Genomic DNA, 17304 nt, shown 5'->3' on the forward strand with positions numbered 1-17304 from the left:
CTTGATCAGGGGCACCCTTTTTCTTTCTGCTATTCTGTTACCTTTTCCACGGTTTCCCTCAGTTTGAATTTTTGAAGCTTCCCACTGGCATTCCGCGGCAGTTCGTCCACAAATTCATAGCGTCTCGGCCTTTTATAGCGGGCAAGCTGCCCACTTGAAATACAGAATTCATCGAGCTCCTTCTCCGATAGTCCGGGGTCTTTTCTGACGATATAAGCGGCGACCCGCTCTCCCCAAAGCTGATCCGGCTCACCGATAACAGCGGCATCCAGGACACCCGGATGTGCGAATAAGCAGTCCTCCACTTCCCGCGAGTAGATGTTCTCCCCGCCGGATAGAATCATATCCTTCACCCGGTCACTCACCCACAAATAGCCGTCTTCATCAAAGGAGCCGATGTCCCCGGTGTGGTACCAGCCTTTATACAACGCTTCCTTCGTCGCTTCCGGGTTGTTGTAGTATTCCTTCATCATACTCGGCCCCCTCACGATAATTTCCCCGAGTTCCTGAGGCTTACAAATTTCATTGGGCTCCGCAGGACCGTGTTCATTCGTCCGTACGACCCGTATGTCATGATGGAAAATCGGCCTTCCCGCCGATCCGGCTTTCTCGATCTGCTCGTGGTCGAACAACGCCGTAATCGCCGGTCCCATTTCAGTCATCCCGTACGCCTGGACCAGTTCCACCCCGAGCACTTCATGCAGTCTTAAAGTAAGCGCTGGAGCCATTGGTGCGCCGCCATACAGCCCTTGACGCAGTGTTGAAAAGTCCTCATGGGAGAAGTCTTCCTGCAGCAGCATATTCCACATTGTCGGTGCAGCGAAGAACGTTGTAATCTGTTCCTCTCTTACGGTCTTGATCACTGCCGGGGCATCAAAATGATGGAGAAGAACATTGGATGCACCAATCATAACTCGTGGGAAAAAGGCACAGTGCAGTTCCGCGCAGTGGAAGATAGGTGCCGCGGTCAGCCCTCTGTCTTCTTCCTGCAGACGCATGGAAGCCGCTATAATGAGCGCCTGGTCCACCATATCCCTGTGGGTATGAATGACTCCTTTCGGCAGACCGGTCGTCCCTGATGTATACATGATTGCGTAAGGGTCATCCTCCTGGACCTCACAGACAGGGGGGCGCTCCAGGACTTGTTCCATACGATCGTAATAATGAGAGGCAAAAGAAAAGGCTTCATCAATCGACCAGAACTCCACTCCCGGCATCCCACCAGCCACTTTTTCCACTTGAGGGGCCGTCGCTTTTTCAAACAGGACAACTTTCGGACCGGCATCCTGCAAAATAAAGCGGATCTCTTTTTCTGTAAGTCGGAAGTTGATCGGGTTGAATACAGCACCGATTTTCATGCAGGCAAACAAAACCGTGGCGAATTCTGCTGTGTTGTACAGGACGGTTGATACTTTATCCCCCTTCTCCACACCGGAAGCAGAAAGCGCTGCGGCTGTCCTGTCCACTTCATCCTCCCACTCCTTGAACGTCCACCGCACTCCAAGCCGAACATCTACAAGGCCTTCTTTATCCGGATACTTCGCAGCAGTCTGCTCAAACATGCTCTTTAATGTTGGTCCCATTTTCATCGACTCCTTTTCGTTTTTACCAGTGGCTTTTCTGCCGGTTCAACAAGAAATCCAGGACACGGAAGGATTATTTCGGCTGCATCCGTATGGCTCCGTCCAGGCGGATCACCTCCCCATTCAACATAGAATTTTCTATGATGCTTACAACCAGATTGGCAAATTCATAAGGTTTTCCCAGCCGCTTCGGAAATGGTGTCATTTGACCAAGAGCTTCTCTTGCTTGTTCCGGAAGACGGTCAAACATCGGCGTTTCAAAAAGTCCGGGTGCAATGGCCATCACACGGATACCCCAGCGGGCCAGCTCTCTGGAAACTGGAAGCGTCAGCCCGGCTACGCCTGCTTTTGAGGCACTGTAGGCCGCCTGACCAATCTGGCCTTCAAAAGCAGCGACAGAAGAAGTATTGATGATGACGCCTCGTTCCCCGTCCTCAACAGCTTCATTATTCTGCATAACTTCAGCAGACAGGCGGATAACATTAAAGGTGCCTGTCAAATTGACCTGGATCACCCTTTGGAACGAATCCAGCGAGTGGGGTCCCTCTCTGCCTGTTACTTTTTCAGCCGTGACAATACCGGCACAGTTGATAACCGCCTGAATGCCCCCAAACACATCCACACCCTTCTCTAAAGCCTGTTGGACTTCTGTCTCAGATGTTACATCCGTCTGGATAAAAAGCGACCGGCTCCCAAGTTCGCGGGCAAGAGCCTTTCCGTTCTCTTCATTCTGATCGACCATCACGACACAGCCGCCCTGCCGGATGATCTTCCGGGCAGCGGCCTCTCCAAGGCCAGAAGCTCCGCCTGTGATGAACGCTGTCACACCTGAGACATTCATGAGTGTCCTCCCACTCTTTCCACCACTGTGGCATTAGCCATGCCGTGTCCTTCACACACAGCGAGCAGTCCGTAACGCTTCTCCGTCCGTTCTAATTCGTGAACCAAGCTGGTCATCAATTTGGCTCCGGTAGCCCCGAGCGGGTGGCCTAAAGCGATCGCTCCACCGTTCCTATTCAATTTCTGATGAGATACTCCGGTCTCTTTCATCCAGAACATAGGGACGGGCGCAAAGGCTTCATTCACCTCAAACACATCCACATCCTCTATTCTCAAACCGGCTTTTTTCAACACCTGCCAGGTTGCTGGAACCGGCCCCGTCAACATGAGCGTTGGATCTGATCCCACCACTGCACGGGCAAGGACTTTTGCTTTTGGAGTCAGTCCGAACTGTTCCGCTTTATCTTTCGACATCAGCAGGATAGCTGCCGCGCCGTCACTAATTTGGCTGGCATTCCCTGCTGTAATGCAGCCGCCTTCCTGAAAAGCCGGCGTCAGGGTGGATAAAGTTTCCACAGATGTACCTGGTCTGGGTCCCTCATCCACTTCAACCCGTCCAGCCTCTGTTTCCACAGCCATGATCTCCTTATGAAAATACCCTGCCTGGATAGCTGCCAAAGCCCGGTGATGGCTTTCTGCTGCATAAGCATCCAGCTCTTCCCTCGTAAGCTTCCATTGTTCGGCGATTCTTTCCGCTGATACCCCTTGATTGATCATGTCAAAGCGCTCCGTCAGCATCTCGTTGAAGGAAACGCCTTTCATGTTTGAAAACATCGGGACGCGGGACATGCTTTCAACACCACAGGCAATGACGACATCCATGTCACCGGATGCAATCGCCTGTGCACCGAAATGAACGGCCTGCTGGCTGGAGCCGCACTGACGGTCAAGGGTTACCCCTGGAACTTCAACAGGAAATCCGGCCGTTAAGGCTGCAATTCTGGCAATGTCACCGGCCTGCTCCCCCACCTGTGACACACAACCTGCAATCACATCCTCCACGGTTCCCTTTGGAATATCGGCTCTTTCTACGACCTCATTCAAAACGCCGGCCAGAAGCAGATCCGGGCGGATAGAACTTAGCACGCCATTCCTTTTCCCTACAGGCGTTCGAACCGCTTCAACAATTACGACTTCATTCATGCTTTGATCCTCCCAATCCCATCTTCTTCGCAATAATGGTTTTCATGATTTCATTGGAACCTGCATAGACAGCCGTTACAGGGGCATCACGAAACCTCCTGGCAATCTCATACTCTTCCATATATCCATAGCCGCCGTGGAGCTGCATGCACTCCAGGGCTGTCTTTTTCACGAGTTCTGTCGTCCACCATTTGGACATCGATACTTCCTTTACAACGTCTTCTCCCTGCATATGAGCTTCAATCGTCCGGTTCAGGAAAGTGCGGCCGATTTCAATTTCTGTATGAAGCTCAGCCAGTTTGAACTGAGTATTTTGAAACGAAGCGATGGACCTTCCGAAAGCTTGACGCTGGGTGACGTAATCCACGGTTATTTCCAACATCCGTTCGCAGGCCGCAACAGCTCCGATGCCTACAATCAGCCGCTCCTGCTGCAGCTGATTCATCAAATAATAAAATCCCTCTCCCTCTTTTCCCAGCAGCTGGGAGGAAGGGACGATGGCATCTTCAAAAATCAATTCCGCGGTATCCTGGCTGTGCAGTCCGACTTTTTCAAGTTTCCTTCCCCTTGAAAAACCGTGCGTCCCCCGCTCAACAACGAACAGGCTGATCCCTTTATGCGGCGGGGAAGCATGAGGATCTGTCTTACAGACGACGACAATTAAATCCGCATGAATCCCATTCGTAATAAATGTCTTTTCTCCATTCATGACATACGTATCATTTTTCTTTACTGCTGTTGTACGAATGGCAGCAAGGTCCGACCCCGCTCCCGGTTCCGTCATGGCAACAGCCGTGATCACCTCTCCTGTCACACATTTCGGAAGCCACCTTGCCTTCTGCTCTTCCGTACCATAGGCTTCCAGATAAGGAACGACAATGTCATTGTGAAGGCCGATCCCAATCAAACCGGTTCCTACTTTTTCAAGCTCCTCATTAATGATGACAGAGTAACCGAAATCTGCCTCCATCCCGCCATAGGTTTCACTAAGCCATGGACACAAATAGCCCTGCTCCCCGAGTTTTCTCCAAAAGGACCGGGGCACTTCCCCCTTTTCCTCCCATTCTTTGTAATAGGGGACAGCTTCCTTTTTTAAAAATTTTTCAAAGGAATCCCGGAGCATTTCATGTTCTTCTGTTATGTATCCCGCTTTCATGTCCACCCTCCCCGCCTTTACTAAGCACCTATTTCTCCTCTCTTCCTCGTTTTTCCTGCCCTTAACGGAAAACGCTTACAAAAAATTGTTTTTCTGCATCGAATGACAAAAAAACCAGCCCTTGCCGGACTGGTTTTGTTCGTTATTCTATAACTTTTTTAATCGCTGCGGCTACGCCGTCCTCGCTGTTTGATTTCGTTACAAAAGAGGCTTCATCTTTGACAATCTGCTGTGCATTGCCCATCGCTACACCAAGACCCGCTTCCCGGATCATGGCTATATCATTCATGCTGTCGCCGACAGCCATGACATTCTTCATATCAAGATCCAGCCACCGGCACACTTTCAACAGGGCAGCTGCCTTGTTCACGCCTACGGGATTCACCTCAATATTGGTAGGACTTGAATTCGTCACTTCCAACGCATCATTAGCCTGAAGCTCATCCAGGATCACTTGACGGACCTCATCATCTTCGATATCGAAACCGAATTTGAGCCAGTCGTAGTCTTCAATTTCATTATCAAAAGGGTTCTGCGTATTGTACAGCCCCTGGACTGTTGATGACCAGAAATAAAGGCCGTGTTCCTGTTTCATTTCCCACAAACGGTTCACATGGCTGTGATCGAGTTTCGTCTGATCCACCAGTTCGTAATCATGATTATAAATCTCTCCACCATTAATGGTGACGATGTACGACGAACGGCCAAGCGCTTCAGAAATATGCCGGCACCGGGAAAGGGAGCGTCCCGTGCTCAGGACCACATGGATCCCCTTCTCCTTCGCCTCTTTCACAGCAGCAGCGTTGGCTTCTGACACCTCTCCTGCGTGATTCACTAACGTACCATCAAGGTCAAGAGCTATTAATTTGATATCTTCTGTCATTCCAATCACGTCCTCTCTTTATCCACACTCCATTTTAATATAAGGACGGCCCTCTTACAATTCACACCTTTCCAATCCTCCATGATTAACAACATACCACAATGGGTATGGTAAAGAAGAATTCATAAGGAGGGAGAACATGTTTCATTATACGGTTGAAACAGAAAAAAGCGTAGAGCAGGCCGTTGAAAGCCTGGAAGCGAATTTGAAAGAGGAACAGTTCGGTGTCCTATGGAATTTTGACCTGAAGGGAAAATTGAACGAGAAAGGCTTGGATTTTGAGGACGATTTCCGGGTTCTTGAAGTGTGCAATCCAAAAGAAGCCCAGCGTGTCCTGGAACAGAACAAAATGGCTGGATACTTCCTGCCTTGTAAAATGGTTGTTTATAAAGAGCAGCAGCAAACAAGGATCGGAATGCCCAAACCATCCTCCCTTACACAAATGGTGAATGACGACCAAATTCTTGCCATGGCTGAAGATATTGAATCACGTTTGATCCGCTGTATGGACAAATCGATATAAGGGTGAAAAGAGCTGCCTCGTGGCAGCTCTTTTTTAATGGTTCAGCGGAGGCAGATTGTCTGGAGGATTCCCTTTTAACGAGTAATGAAATTCCCCTTCACTTGTTATAGCTCCGAAGAAAACATCTGTTACCTGATGATCTCCAAGCGCTGATTCCAGCCACGCACGGTCACGCCCCATCCTCTGGAGGATATCAAGCTGGAGGGTTCCATCAAGAATGACGGGGATATCATACCCCCCTCCCCTTAAAGGCATCTGGAATTCCTCACGTGTGGGCGGTTCTTTTTCAGGCACTAATTTCACAGATAACTGGCCGTTGGCCTCCACGATTCCGAGCTCCACCTGAGTGAGATCGAAAACCTGCTGTTCGCGAAGCATTTGAGTGATGTTATCAATGGAATAGCGGATCTGCTGGAGGTTTTTCTCCACCATTTTCCCTTCATATACGACAATGGTCGGTTCAAATGTCAGCAGTCTGCCCAGCTTCCTGTTTTTCAGCTTCACCGTAACAATGAATTTCTGGAGCAGGGCTATAACAATAATGGCAGCAACCGTATGTATATGATCGATATCAGGATCCGCGATATCTGCGCCAACGACAGAACCTAACACAAGCACGACGAGAAAATCAAAGACCGGCAGTTCCCCGATCGACCGTTTCCCCATGAAAATACCAACCCCGAGCATCAGCGGGAGAATCGTAACAATCCGAAGGACGACAATGAACAGGTCTTTCCATAAATCCATGGACCCTCACCTCCTTTCCTAGCTTCACCCTTCCTTCTCGTCCTATCCATTCATTCAAACGAAGGTGTTGACATTATACCTATAGGGGTATATGATATGTCATGTACTGTTCAACAGCAAACATCTTCACAAGGAGGGGAAAACATGGAATATAATGACGCCATGAAGAACAGAGTCAAGCGTCTCGAAGGCCAGCTGCGTGGTGTATTGAAGATGATGGAAGAAAATAAAGACTGTAAAGATGTCATTACGCAGCTTTCTGCTTCGCGGAGTGCCATTGACCGAGCGATTGGACTTGTGGTAAGTTCCAACCTTGTGGAGTGCATCCAGGAAGCAGATCAACAGGAAGATAAAGAAGCCTCCATTAATGAGGCCGTTCAACTGCTCGTCAAAAGCAGATAAATTTTTAGATTTTAATATACCCTAGGGTGTATTAATTCAAGGAGGATATAACATTGTCTGAGACAAAAAAGACGAATATCATTTTATTCAGCGGGGATTATGATAAGGCAATGGCTGCCTACATCATTGCCAACGGAGCAGCAGCTTATGATCATGAAGTCACCATTTTCCACACGTTCTGGGGATTGAACGCTTTACGTAAAGATGAACCCATCCAATTGAAAAAAGGGTTTATGGAGAAAATGTTCGGCCGGATGATGCCTAGAGGTGTAAATAAAATGGGCATTTCTAAAATGAACTTTGCCGGATTTGGACCGAAGATGATCAAAGACGTCATGAAAAAGCATAACGTTATGCCACTGCCGGATTTGATCGACATGGCCCAGGAACAAGATGTGAACCTTGTAGCCTGCACGATGACTATGGACCTTTTAGGTCTGCAGAAAGAAGAACTGTTGGATGACATTCAATATGCCGGCGTAGCCGCCTATCTCGCTGATGCTGAAGACGGCGCTGTAAACCTGTTTATATAATCGAGGAGGAATCAAGAATGAAGACATTGACGGCAAAAGAAGTAGAACAAAAGCTGAATGAAGGAAAAACATTAAATATTGTGGATGTTCGCGAAGATGAAGAAGTCGCTGAAGGTATGATTCCAGGTGCTAAACACATTCCGCTGGGATCCATTGCAGACCGCGCAGATGAACTTGATAAAGAAAAACCTTATCTTATGGTCTGCCGTTCAGGTGGACGCAGCGGCCGTGCCAGCGAGATCCTTGAAGATAAAGGATTTGATATCACGAACATGGAAGGCGGCATGATGAGCTGGGAAGGACCGACGAAATAACCAAGTGACCCTTATGGGTAGAGGAGGAATTGCAATGGAATTGAAAACAGATGTAACACTGGACGCTAAAGGATTAGCCTGCCCGATGCCGATCGTGAAGACGAAAAAATCGATGAAAAACATGGAATCCGGACAGGTACTTGAAGTCCAGGCCACTGATAAAGGATCAACGGCAGATCTGCAGGCATGGACGAAGAGTGCCGGTCACCAGTACCTGGGTACCATTGAAGAAGACGGAATCCTCAAACACTATGTACGCAAATCAAATGATGAAGAAACAGCAGAGAAAAAGCACCCGGATGTCGTGAACAACGAAGAACTGGATGCTGTTCGCTCAAATCCTGAATCCATCATTGTTGATGTTCGCGAAACAGCAGAATATGCCTTCCATCACATCCCTGAGGCCATTTCTATTCCTTTGGGTGAAATCGACGATCGTGGCAATGAACTCGATCAAAGTAAAACGGTCTATGTCGTGTGCCGCACAGGCAGCCGAAGCGACCTGGCCGCACAAAAGCTTGCCGCTAAAGGGTTTCCTGCTGTTTATAACGTAGTTCCCGGGATGAGCGGCTGGAACGGTGAAACGAAATCACTGAATCAATAATTTTTTGATAAAAATATACCGCAGGGGGTACTAGAATGACAATGAAAAATATGTCGATCCAAGACATTGCTCATAAAGTCCTGAATAACGAAGAGCTGTTCCTTTTGGATGTCCGCACAGAAGATGCCCATCAGGACTGGAAAATCGAAAGTGAGCATTTTTCTTATTTAAACGTTCCCTATTTTGATTTGCTGGACGGTGTCGATGAAATTATAGGACAGCTGCCAAAAGATCAACCGATTGCTGTCGTTTGTGCCAAAGGTGGTTCTTCACAAATGGTTGCAGAGATGCTTGTTGAAGAAGGAATGACAGATGTTTATTCAGTGGAAGGCGGTATGAAAGCCTGGAGTGAGCATCTCGAGCCAAGGAAAGTCAGTGATCTGAAGGACGGCGGTGAACTGTATCAGTTCGTCCGTCTCGGAAAAGGATGTCTTTCCTATATGGTCACATCCGGAAGCGAAGCAGCCATCATTGATGCAGTAAGAATGACCGAAGCCTACACGGATTTTGCTGAAAAACTCGGAGTAACGATTACGAATGTCTTTGATACCCATCTTCATGCAGACCACATTTCAGGCGGTCGTAAGCTTGCAGAGGAAACAGGAGCTGTTTACTGGCTGCCACCGGAAGATGCCGGTGAAGTTGTCTTCAACTATCAGCCTCTAAGGGATGCCGATCACGTCCAGATCGGTCATTCGAACATTGATATTCATGCGTTGTACTCACCAGGACACACAATCGGATCCACTTCTTTTGTCGTGGACGATACGTTTCTGATGACGGGAGATATTCTATTCATCGATTCCATCGGCCGTCCTGACCTGGCTGGAAAAGCAGAGGACTGGGTAGGGGACCTGCGCGAAACCCTTTATACACGCTATAAGGAACTCTCTAATGAACTCGTCGTCCTCCCCGCCCACTTTATGATGATGAACGAATTGAACGAAGACGGCACGGTAGCAGAGAAACTTGGAACTCTGTTTTCCCGGAACCACGGCTTGAATATATCCGATGAAGGTGAATTCCGCCGTATGGTTACAGAAAACCTGCCACCACAGCCAAACGCCTATCAACAGATCCGTGAAACGAATATGGGCAGAATCAGCCCTGACCACGAAGAGCAGCGGGAAATGGAGATTGGTCCAAACCGCTGTGCTGTAAGATAAACCATTCTGACATGCGTCCGTCCACTACGGACGCATGCATCAATCAAAATTGAGGAGGAAACAATATGAACGCAGCGAAAGTACTTGATGCAAAAGGTCTGGCATGCCCAATGCCGATTGTAAAAACAAAAAAAGCGATGAAAGACGTTGAAGCCGGTGAAGTTCTTGAAATTCACGCCACAGATAAAGGTGCGAAAAGCGATTTGACAGCATGGGCAAAGTCCGGCGGTCATGAACTGCTGAAACATGAAGAAGAAGACGGCTTATTCAAATTCTGGATTCAAAAAGGCGAGTAAGCACACAGATTCACGTATAAAAAATGCAGAGGGAACCGGTAGAGGTTCCCTTTTTTAAGGAGGTCATCTTCATGGAATTTGGATTTATTCTTACGATTTTCCTTATCGGTTTTGTCGGTTCCTATGTATCAGGCATGCTCGGAATTGGCGGGTCGATTATAAAATACCCGATGCTGCTTTATATTCCACCCCTTGTCGGTTTTACAGCCTTCACCTCTCATGAAGTTTCCGGGATCAGTGCGGTCCAGGTTTTCTTTGCCACCATCGGCGGTGTGTGGGCCTATCGGAAAGGCGGTTACTTAAATAAGCCGCTGATTATTTATATGGGAATCAGCATTCTGATCGGGAGCTTTATCGGAGGGTACGGGTCGCGTTTCATGCCGGAAGCAGGTATCAACCTTGTTTACGGTATCCTCGCCCTGATTGCTACCGTTATGATGTTCATTCCGAAAAATGGACTGGATGACCAAGAGATGGATGAAGTGACATTCAACCGTCCGCTGGCCGCCGGGCTTGCCCTGATTGTCGGGATTGGAGCCGGGATCGTCGGTGCAGCCGGTGCTTTCCTGCTTGTACCCATTATGCTTGTCGTATTAAAGATCCCAACAAGAATGACGATTGCTTCTTCTCTGGCGATTACGTTCATTTCTTCCATCGGCGCAACGATTGGAAAAATTACGACCGGACAGGTGGAATACGCGCCTGCTGCTATTATGATTGTGGCCAGTCTGATTGCGGCCCCTCTCGGAGCATCCGCTGGTAAGAAAGTGAATACAAAGATTCTCCAGACAGTCCTTGCTGTACTGATCCTGGCATCGACGGTTAAGATCTGGATGGACATCTTTTAAAAAGCTCTGTTATTGCTTGGTGTTGTTATTTAACATGTGAGCTCCTATCACCCCTTTCTGTCATGGGATTTGTATGAGGCGACCTTGGAGTTCGAGGAGACTCATCGTTCCCAGCGGAAAGCGGACGGTTTTCCCTGCCGTCCCATGCTCTGAGTAAATAGCAGACCGGACCCCTAATTCCAGACGGAAACGATTTAGTACTCGTTTAAAATATCAACAACAGACTTTAACAGAGCTTTTAAAAAAGGACCTTCCCAGGTCCTTTTTTCGTTGTTATCTTTACCCGCCCCTCTACCCCCGGAGGATTTCCGGGATGGAGGGCCGTCGCTTCTGGTCCGTTACCGTGAACCTTTCTATATTTGAAAACCTTCTTATGCACTCTGGACATAAAAACCCCTCTGCCTGACAGCAGAGGGATTTGGTTTATTCTTCGTTTGATTGGGGTTGTTCATCTTCTGTGACCAATTCCGTTTCGTCCAGATAGCGGAGCAGGTCGCCGTATACGATGGAGTCGGACATCTCCAATTCTTCCTGTGCGGCCGTGAAGCCATCTTCACAGGCAGCTCCATCTTCGACTTCTTCTCCTGTTTCACGATCATAGCATGTGCCTTGAATACCAACGTATTCTTCGTTGGCAAAGTTTCCGTCTCGTGTGATCATCAGTTGACGGCGGTCTTCATCCAACAGATCATGACCAAATTGGACAGGGTTCTCATCTTCAATACCTAAAAGATTCATGAGGGTTGGACGCAGGTCAACTTGTCCACCAACCGTATGATTCTCCTCAGATTCGATGTCTTTTCCGTAGATAAGGAAAGGAACACGTTGAAGCTGGAACTGTTCATACTCATTTATTTCTTTTCCTAAATACTCACCCATCGCTTCCTGGTGATTCTCGGAAATCCCGAAGTGATCTCCATAAATGACGAGGATTGTATTGTCATACAGCTCTGAGTTCTTGAAGTCCTCGACGAATTTTTTCAACGCTTCATCCTGATAGCGGATGGTTTGGAAATAACGGTTCAATGTGCCGCTGCTCGTTTCTCCTTCTTCAATGAGTTTCAACTCTTCAGGAAGTGTGAACGGGTAGTGGTTGGTCAGCGTAATCATTTTAGAATAGAACGGCTGATCCATCTCCTGCATTTTGTTCAAGGAATCTTCAAAGAAGTATTCATCAAGGTACCCCCACCCGTGGGACTTTTCTGTCGTTACCTCATAATCTTCCTTGGAGAAGAATTCATCATACCCCAGCGAATCATACATTACGTTTCTGTTCCAGAATGTCTTATCGTTGGCGTGCATGGAATTTGTAAAGTAGCCATTTTCACCAAGTACTCTCGGCATCGCTTTATATTCGTTACCGGAGTGCGTAAAGAATACGGCGCCACGGTTCAGAGGATAAAGGGAGTTCGCCAGTAGAAATTCGGAATCAGACGTCCGTCCTTGTTTAACCTGGTGATAGAAGTTATCAAAGTAGATCCCCTCTTCTTTCAGGTCGTTGAAGTAAGGAGTCAGCTCCTCGCCGTGCAGCGTATTATCCACTACAAAGGTCTGTGTACTTTCCAATGAAATGGCAATCACGTTCTTGCCTTCAGCGGCACCTTCCAGTCTGTCGCTGTCTTCTTTCTTGTTTTCGTTCAAATAGTTAATGACCGGGACGAGCTCATTGCTGTCCGCCAGCGTTTTCTTCATTTCGGTCTTCCCTTGAAGAACAATATCATACACATGATAGTTCAATACACCAATGTATTTGACAAGCATGTTGCGGTCAAATGTTCGTTCAAGCAGGTCCGTACGTTCTGTCTCCGCCCATTGAAGGTTTACAATGAACAGGGGAATAGCAACGATGGCCAGAACGATTCCCTCCGGCCGCTTCGGTGTGAACGCCTGGAAGCGGGAAGGTTTGAGATAAAACAACAGAAAGCCTGCAGCAATCACATCAACGAACAACCATAAGTCAGCAGGACTCATAATCGTCGTAATACTTCCCCCGAGGTCAGCCAGGTTGGCTACTTGATTTAACATCGGAATAGTGATGAAATCATTGTATTCACGATAAAACAAAACATTCACATAAAGCAGGATGGATCCTAGAATGTAGGCAGCAAACATCCCTCGCCGGCGTCCAAGCAGAATTCCAACTCCGAACAATAGGAATATACTGCTGAGCGGGTTGAAGGCCAGAATATTCGCCTCATTCGCATTCTCGACACCCAATGTGAAAATGTTTGTTTGAATATAATACATTTTCAACCAGAATAGACCGATCACAAATGCATAGACTAGTAGTTTCAGTCCTGTTTTTTTATTTATATATTTATTTCCTGTAAACATTGTAAAACCTCCGTTAATTTTACATTACCCTATTTTAACTCATCTTATTTCATTTTTGTACCATTATGGCGATAGTTTTAAAACTCTGACACATTTATCCTTGGTTTATTACAGGTTTGTCATGGAAAAATGAACCTCTTGGCCTATGACACTTAAAAGTTACTATCTATACATGAATTTTTCATCGTTTGTCATCTCTCTCCTCTTTTTATGTTAACCTATTATAAAATAAGTTTACAAAAGGAGGCTGCTTCATGTCAGACGAAAGCAGAAAGCTTCGATTTTTGTTGAATAGTGCGATTTTCGCCGCATTAACGGCCATCATGGCCCAAGTTGAAATCCCTCTTCCCGTTGTACCGATCAGCGGCCAGACACTTGCTGTCGGCTTAACCGCCACGATTCTCGGGAGCCGCCAGGGCGCAGCAGCTATGGTTGGATACATGGCTTTGGGTGCGGTAGGGATGCCTGTATTTGCAGGGTTCAGCGGAGGGCCCCAGGTTCTTGCCGGACCGACGGGAGGATACATTTTCGGATTCATACTCAGTGCATTTATAACTGGATATATCCTCGAAAAAACGTCATTCAACTTAGGATGGGCGTTGGCGGCGAATACGGCCGGGATGGTCATCACTCTTCTATGTGGAACCCTGCAGTTAAAATTCGTTCTTGATATCAGCTGGACCGCAGCCCTTGCCACCGGTGCCTATCCTTTTATCGCGGTCGGATTGATCAAGGCGTTTCTTGCCTCCTGGCTGGGCATTACGGTCAGAAATAGACTCGTGGCCGGACAGTTCATTCAGCAATCCGTACCAAAGGAAGCCTCCTCGTTCTATTCCCCGGGAAATAAGGCCGGCTCATAAATGCCGGCCTTTCGGGAACCCTATTCCTGGAGGTGATCGATTTGAATCCTTATTTATGTCCAGGATGCAGAACAAACCGTTCTCGCTTTAACGTCATTGAACAGCAGGCAATGCCGGTCAAGATGGACCCGCAGACTGGAGAAAAAAATCCTTCTTACACTGCAGAAACCATGGATGCCTTTCATCTCGCTTATCAAGGACCAGCCATTAAGGTCCAGTGCGGGGCCTGCGGTCTGATTGAAGATGAAGCCTCTTTCATAGCCTTTGCTGGACACCACCGTATGAATGGAACCCCCTGAATAGAATCAGAGGGTTCTTTTTCGTCGTATATTCAAACGGAACCCTCCCCGGGTGAGGAAGAAGACTATAAGAAGGAGAGCTGAAGGTGGATACACCATAACGGCGGCTGTGAATACATATCCCGCCAATCGATTCCACGAAGCGGGATAAAAGGATTCTTCATTCACTTTCCTCATCTCCTCCAACACGCTCCCTTTCAAGTCATACCCCGTCCAACAAGCAATGGCCAATGCCTGGATACACGAAGAAACCAAAGAGAAACCGAGCATCCCCTGAATAACCATCACCGCACATCCATAAATAACAAGCAGGGGGGTCATCCATTTCACATACGTAAGGGCGAGCAGTTCATCCTCAACTGGGATAAATCGAAATACCGTCGGCTGTTTAAAAAGATTGTGAAAGATACTGGTCGACACTTCAACAAAGATAAAAGCAGCCAGCGGCACCGTGAAAAATCTCATCCAGTCCTCCTGGAGTGGGACAACGATGATAATAAGGACGCCCGCTGTTAGAGCAGACAGCAGATAGTTGTAGGATTCTTTTCCATGGGACAGCCAGATCCGATCATACAACCGCTTAGGATAAAACCTACTGTTTCTCCTTCTCTGGACCGCAGAAGTAAACCGTCTGGGTGGTTTCACAGCGACATTCGTCACTTGATTGACCAGCCACAGGTTCCAAACCTTTGCGTCGTTCCGTTCCGCGATCCTGCCCCAGGAAGGTTCATAATAATAAAAGCAGGCACTGGAAGCTGCGGCAGCCCATACCAGTGTCCCGATAACCAGACCAAGGAAGGATCCTGCTGTATAGCCGGCCGTTATAACCATTCCCCCTGCAGCGGCAAGCACCAGTTTGATATACCACGGTGTGCTGTATAATCTCCATTGAATCCACACCTCAAACAGATGACTGACTCCATATACCATAAGAAATAAAAGTGTAAAGGCTGACGATAGTGGGGTGATAGAACCGGCTGCCAATAGCAAAACGGCTGCCAGAAGGAGGGTTTTCCCTGCCTTCTCCTTGTATAAATATAAAAGAATGTCCCGTCTGGAATGAGGAAGAAGGCTGAGGTGAAGTTCTGATGAAGTAAAAGGCAGCGAGGAATCCTTGAAAGCTGCCATACAAGCTCTCACCCACACAGCAAGGGGAAGAAAAGGGAGATACATCAAGGCACGTTTTTCCAATGTTTGAAAAAACGGGGTGAATTCTTTCAACCAATCAAGGCTGATAAAGAGCAATATAACGGCCATGACCCCGGCATAAAGAAATACCACAGGATCATACAACGTCTTAAACGATTTTCGGTACAAATGCATCTTTTTCTGCCGACGACTACGCTGCAGCAGCCGAAAAACCTGCCTGCTCTCCGGCCTGTTCATTTATGCCCCCTTCTTTCCAGCTTCTCAAAAGATTCGACAGGGCCGGAGGAAGACACAGAACCATGTTTCAACATAACGTATGTATCTGCCAGAGCTTTCACTTTGTCCAGCTGGTGAGTGGTCAGAATAATCGTCATGCCCTGTTCTTTTCTGCGAATCAACTCTTCTTCTAAATATTGACCAGCGTATACATCCAGACCCATAAAAGGTTCGTCAATAAACAAAACAGGAACATCCGGCAGGAGGGCACAAATCGTCTGAACCTTCTGCCTCATTCCTTTGGATAACGCTTCTGGATAGTCATCCTTTTTGTCCGTCATTTCAAAGGCGGCCAAATACCCTTCAACTCTGGCTGCAAAAATATCTTCATCGATGGAGTAGCTCCGCCTGTATAGATCAAAATGCTGCCGGGTCGTTAGTTCACTGAACAGCAGCGGCTCTTCCGGGATATAACTGAATAAACGCTTATAGTTCTTCAAATGGTCATCCATACTTTCCTGCTGAATCATAATCGTCCCTGTCAGCTTCCCTCTCATACCAATCATCGTTTTCATCAACGTCGATTTGCCTGCTCCATTATGACCGACCAGAGCAAGGATTTCTCCGCGTCCGGCCTGGAGACTTACGTGTTGTAAGATCGGATTTCCGGCGATTTCCACTGAACAATTCTCTACACGAAGTACCAAGTATATCCCTCCTCGTATAATGGTTTACGTAATTTTCCAGTAAAAAGTTTCAAAAAAATAAGCCCTCTCCTGTGTTAAGAGCGGGCTTACGATTATTGATTCATCCTTGAAAGAAAATCTCCGAGCAGGTCATCATCCTCTTCCTCGGCTTCCCCCGACGACTCCGCATCACGGAGGTCGTCCTGGAAATGGCCAAGGTCCAGTCCATCCAAATCATCGTCTCCGGTTGTATCCAACACCGGCTCCTTCAGCTCTTCTCCTTCTTCCTCTTCATCAGGAATAACAGGAACTTGAGGCTCATCGGATGCAGCGGTTTCTTCCTGAAGATACAGGGCGTCGTCTATATCATAGGCGCGGCTGTTCAGGGAAGCCAGTAGTGTTGTAGCACGGACGGGATCCATAATGAGTTGATGGAGGATACTGCCGATCAATGCTTCGGAATGTTCATGCTTCATCCAGTTTCTCTGCTCTTTCGACAAGGCTTTCGGAAGGGGGACTGTAATCGTTTCTTTATCCTTGGAAAGAGATTCATTCACTCCGTCCATAACGAACTGAGCAATACGGCTGGAAAAATTGCGCCGTTCTGTCTCTTTCAAGTGCGACAATTGTTTCAATAAATGATCCGGAGTGTCCGAGGGGACACGAAATGTAATGGACTGCCCCCGTTCGACACTTTTTCTAGATGAACTCATGAATGATCA

Annotated in this window: 20 protein-coding genes; 10 read left to right on the top strand and 10 right to left on the bottom strand. The window is 47.6% G+C overall.

Features of this window, described 5'->3' with window-relative positions:
• Nucleotides 1-29: 29 nt before the first annotated feature.
• The 5 genes from ACXAD6_RS17215 to ACXAD6_RS17235 form a co-directional block, all read right to left on the bottom strand.
• Nucleotides 30-1583 carry a fatty acid--CoA ligase gene (locus ACXAD6_RS17215; RefSeq protein ID WP_474969942.1) on the bottom strand — a complete coding sequence of 518 codons (1554 nt, stop codon included), beginning with the start codon at nt 1581-1583 and terminating at the stop codon, nt 30-32.
• A 73-nt stretch (nt 1584-1656) separates the two neighbouring features.
• Nucleotides 1657-2424 (bottom strand): 3-hydroxyacyl-CoA dehydrogenase, encoded by a 768-nt coding sequence (locus tag ACXAD6_RS17220; protein ID WP_474969943.1) that lies wholly within the window; start codon nt 2422-2424, stop codon nt 1657-1659.
• Complete coding sequence (locus ACXAD6_RS17225; RefSeq protein WP_474969944.1) at nt 2421-3566, bottom strand: thiolase family protein; 1146 nt, start codon at nt 3564-3566, stop codon at nt 2421-2423. Before ACXAD6_RS17225 ends, ACXAD6_RS17220 begins: the two co-directional genes overlap by 4 nt.
• Nucleotides 3559-4722, bottom strand: a complete 1164-nt coding sequence (locus tag ACXAD6_RS17230) for an acyl-CoA dehydrogenase family protein (protein WP_474969945.1) — start codon at nt 4720-4722, stop codon at nt 3559-3561. Before ACXAD6_RS17230 ends, ACXAD6_RS17225 begins: the two co-directional genes overlap by 8 nt.
• 142 nt (nt 4723-4864) lie before the next feature.
• On the bottom strand, nt 4865-5605 hold the full coding sequence (locus ACXAD6_RS17235; protein ID WP_474969946.1) for a Cof-type HAD-IIB family hydrolase: 741 nt from the start codon (nt 5603-5605) through the stop codon (nt 4865-4867).
• 139 nt (nt 5606-5744) lie between these two features.
• On the opposite strand from ACXAD6_RS17235, the gene ACXAD6_RS17240 reads away from it, so the two are divergent.
• Complete coding sequence (locus ACXAD6_RS17240) at nt 5745-6128, top strand: DUF302 domain-containing protein (RefSeq protein ID WP_474969947.1); 384 nt, start codon at nt 5745-5747, stop codon at nt 6126-6128.
• Nucleotides 6129-6161: 33 nt separating this feature from the next.
• Here ACXAD6_RS17240 and ACXAD6_RS17245 read toward each other — a convergent pair whose 3' ends face one another.
• Entirely contained in the window at nt 6162-6875 is a 714-nt protein-coding gene (locus ACXAD6_RS17245; protein ID WP_474969948.1) for a DUF421 domain-containing protein, read from the bottom strand.
• 144 nt (nt 6876-7019) lie between these two features.
• Here ACXAD6_RS17245 and ACXAD6_RS17250 point away from each other — a divergent pair, with 144 nt between their 5' ends.
• The 7 genes from ACXAD6_RS17250 to ACXAD6_RS17280 all read left to right on the top strand — a co-directional run bounded on the left by ACXAD6_RS17250 (nt 7020) and on the right by ACXAD6_RS17280 (nt 11038).
• Nucleotides 7020-7277 carry a metal-sensitive transcriptional regulator gene (locus ACXAD6_RS17250; protein WP_474969949.1) on the top strand — a complete coding sequence of 86 codons (258 nt, stop codon included), beginning with the start codon at nt 7020-7022 and terminating at the stop codon, nt 7275-7277.
• Between the two features lie 53 nt (nt 7278-7330).
• Nucleotides 7331-7810, top strand: a complete 480-nt coding sequence (locus ACXAD6_RS17255) for a DsrE/DsrF/DrsH-like family protein (RefSeq protein WP_474969950.1) — start codon at nt 7331-7333, stop codon at nt 7808-7810.
• A 17-nt stretch (nt 7811-7827) separates the two neighbouring features.
• Complete coding sequence (locus ACXAD6_RS17260) at nt 7828-8124, top strand: rhodanese-like domain-containing protein (protein WP_474969951.1); 297 nt, start codon at nt 7828-7830, stop codon at nt 8122-8124.
• Nucleotides 8125-8158: 34 nt separating this feature from the next.
• Nucleotides 8159-8728, top strand: a complete 570-nt coding sequence (locus tag ACXAD6_RS17265; protein WP_474969952.1) for a sulfurtransferase TusA family protein — start codon at nt 8159-8161, stop codon at nt 8726-8728.
• 35 nt (nt 8729-8763) lie between these two features.
• A complete protein-coding gene (locus tag ACXAD6_RS17270) occupies nt 8764-9894 on the top strand; it encodes an MBL fold metallo-hydrolase (RefSeq protein WP_474969953.1) in 1131 nt (376 codons plus the stop codon).
• Between the two features lie 65 nt (nt 9895-9959).
• Nucleotides 9960-10190 (top strand): sulfurtransferase TusA family protein, encoded by a 231-nt coding sequence (locus tag ACXAD6_RS17275; protein WP_027956743.1) that lies wholly within the window; start codon nt 9960-9962, stop codon nt 10188-10190.
• 71 nt (nt 10191-10261) lie between these two features.
• Nucleotides 10262-11038 carry a sulfite exporter TauE/SafE family protein gene (locus ACXAD6_RS17280; protein WP_474969954.1) on the top strand — a complete coding sequence of 259 codons (777 nt, stop codon included), beginning with the start codon at nt 10262-10264 and terminating at the stop codon, nt 11036-11038.
• A gap of 423 nt (nt 11039-11461) precedes the next feature.
• On the opposite strand, the gene ACXAD6_RS17285 is transcribed toward ACXAD6_RS17280, so the two are convergent.
• Nucleotides 11462-13372 (bottom strand): LTA synthase family protein, encoded by a 1911-nt coding sequence (locus ACXAD6_RS17285; protein ID WP_474969955.1) that lies wholly within the window; start codon nt 13370-13372, stop codon nt 11462-11464.
• 254 nt (nt 13373-13626) lie between these two features.
• Between ACXAD6_RS17285 and ACXAD6_RS17290 the strand changes: the two genes are divergently transcribed.
• Nucleotides 13627-14232 (top strand): biotin transporter BioY, encoded by a 606-nt coding sequence (locus tag ACXAD6_RS17290; protein WP_474969956.1) that lies wholly within the window; start codon nt 13627-13629, stop codon nt 14230-14232.
• Between the two features lie 41 nt (nt 14233-14273).
• On the top strand, nt 14274-14531 hold the full coding sequence (locus ACXAD6_RS17295) for a DNA alkylation repair protein (RefSeq protein ID WP_474969957.1): 258 nt from the start codon (nt 14274-14276) through the stop codon (nt 14529-14531).
• Between the two features lie 6 nt (nt 14532-14537).
• Here the strand turns inward: ACXAD6_RS17295 and ACXAD6_RS17300 are convergent, their stop codons facing one another.
• From ACXAD6_RS17300 to ACXAD6_RS17310, 3 genes are all read right to left on the bottom strand, one after another.
• On the bottom strand, nt 14538-15917 hold the full coding sequence (locus ACXAD6_RS17300; protein ID WP_474969958.1) for a hypothetical protein: 1380 nt from the start codon (nt 15915-15917) through the stop codon (nt 14538-14540).
• A complete protein-coding gene (locus ACXAD6_RS17305) occupies nt 15914-16603 on the bottom strand; it encodes an ABC transporter ATP-binding protein (RefSeq protein WP_474969959.1) in 690 nt (229 codons plus the stop codon). Before ACXAD6_RS17305 ends, ACXAD6_RS17300 begins: the two co-directional genes overlap by 4 nt.
• Before the next feature lie 92 nt (nt 16604-16695).
• Nucleotides 16696-17295 (bottom strand): hypothetical protein, encoded by a 600-nt coding sequence (locus ACXAD6_RS17310; RefSeq protein ID WP_474969960.1) that lies wholly within the window; start codon nt 17293-17295, stop codon nt 16696-16698.
• Nucleotides 17296-17304: the final 9 nt, after the last annotated feature.

This window comes from Halobacillus sp. ABH2_015, from assembly GCF_056158945.1.

What these genes read in the sequence shown, in the direction of transcription:
- ACXAD6_RS17300 (WP_474969958.1), bottom strand. Translation starts at nt 15,917, where the DNA reads ATGAACAGGCCGGAGAGCAGGCAGGTTTTTCGGCTGCTGCAGCGTAGT.
- ACXAD6_RS17285 (WP_474969955.1), bottom strand. Translation starts at nt 13,372, where the DNA reads ATGTTTACAGGAAATAAATATATAAATAAAAAAACAGGACTGAAACTA.
- ACXAD6_RS17230 (WP_474969945.1), bottom strand. Translation starts at nt 4,722, where the DNA reads ATGAAAGCGGGATACATAACAGAAGAACATGAAATGCTCCGGGATTCC.
- ACXAD6_RS17220 (WP_474969943.1), bottom strand. Translation starts at nt 2,424, where the DNA reads ATGAATGTCTCAGGTGTGACAGCGTTCATCACAGGCGGAGCTTCTGGC.
- ACXAD6_RS17280 (WP_474969954.1), top strand. Translation starts at nt 10,262, where the DNA reads ATGGAATTTGGATTTATTCTTACGATTTTCCTTATCGGTTTTGTCGGT.
- ACXAD6_RS17245 (WP_474969948.1), bottom strand. Translation starts at nt 6,875, where the DNA reads ATGGATTTATGGAAAGACCTGTTCATTGTCGTCCTTCGGATTGTTACG.
- ACXAD6_RS17250 (WP_474969949.1), top strand. Translation starts at nt 7,020, where the DNA reads ATGGAATATAATGACGCCATGAAGAACAGAGTCAAGCGTCTCGAAGGC.
- ACXAD6_RS17260 (WP_474969951.1), top strand. Translation starts at nt 7,828, where the DNA reads ATGAAGACATTGACGGCAAAAGAAGTAGAACAAAAGCTGAATGAAGGA.
- ACXAD6_RS17215 (WP_474969942.1), bottom strand. Translation starts at nt 1,583, where the DNA reads ATGGGACCAACATTAAAGAGCATGTTTGAGCAGACTGCTGCGAAGTAT.
- ACXAD6_RS17240 (WP_474969947.1), top strand. Translation starts at nt 5,745, where the DNA reads ATGTTTCATTATACGGTTGAAACAGAAAAAAGCGTAGAGCAGGCCGTT.
- ACXAD6_RS17270 (WP_474969953.1), top strand. Translation starts at nt 8,764, where the DNA reads ATGACAATGAAAAATATGTCGATCCAAGACATTGCTCATAAAGTCCTG.
- ACXAD6_RS17235 (WP_474969946.1), bottom strand. Translation starts at nt 5,605, where the DNA reads ATGACAGAAGATATCAAATTAATAGCTCTTGACCTTGATGGTACGTTA.
- ACXAD6_RS17290 (WP_474969956.1), top strand. Translation starts at nt 13,627, where the DNA reads ATGTCAGACGAAAGCAGAAAGCTTCGATTTTTGTTGAATAGTGCGATT.
- ACXAD6_RS17265 (WP_474969952.1), top strand. Translation starts at nt 8,159, where the DNA reads ATGGAATTGAAAACAGATGTAACACTGGACGCTAAAGGATTAGCCTGC.
- ACXAD6_RS17310 (WP_474969960.1), bottom strand. Translation starts at nt 17,295, where the DNA reads ATGAGTTCATCTAGAAAAAGTGTCGAACGGGGGCAGTCCATTACATTT.
- ACXAD6_RS17275 (WP_027956743.1), top strand. Translation starts at nt 9,960, where the DNA reads ATGAACGCAGCGAAAGTACTTGATGCAAAAGGTCTGGCATGCCCAATG.
- ACXAD6_RS17225 (WP_474969944.1), bottom strand. Translation starts at nt 3,566, where the DNA reads ATGAATGAAGTCGTAATTGTTGAAGCGGTTCGAACGCCTGTAGGGAAA.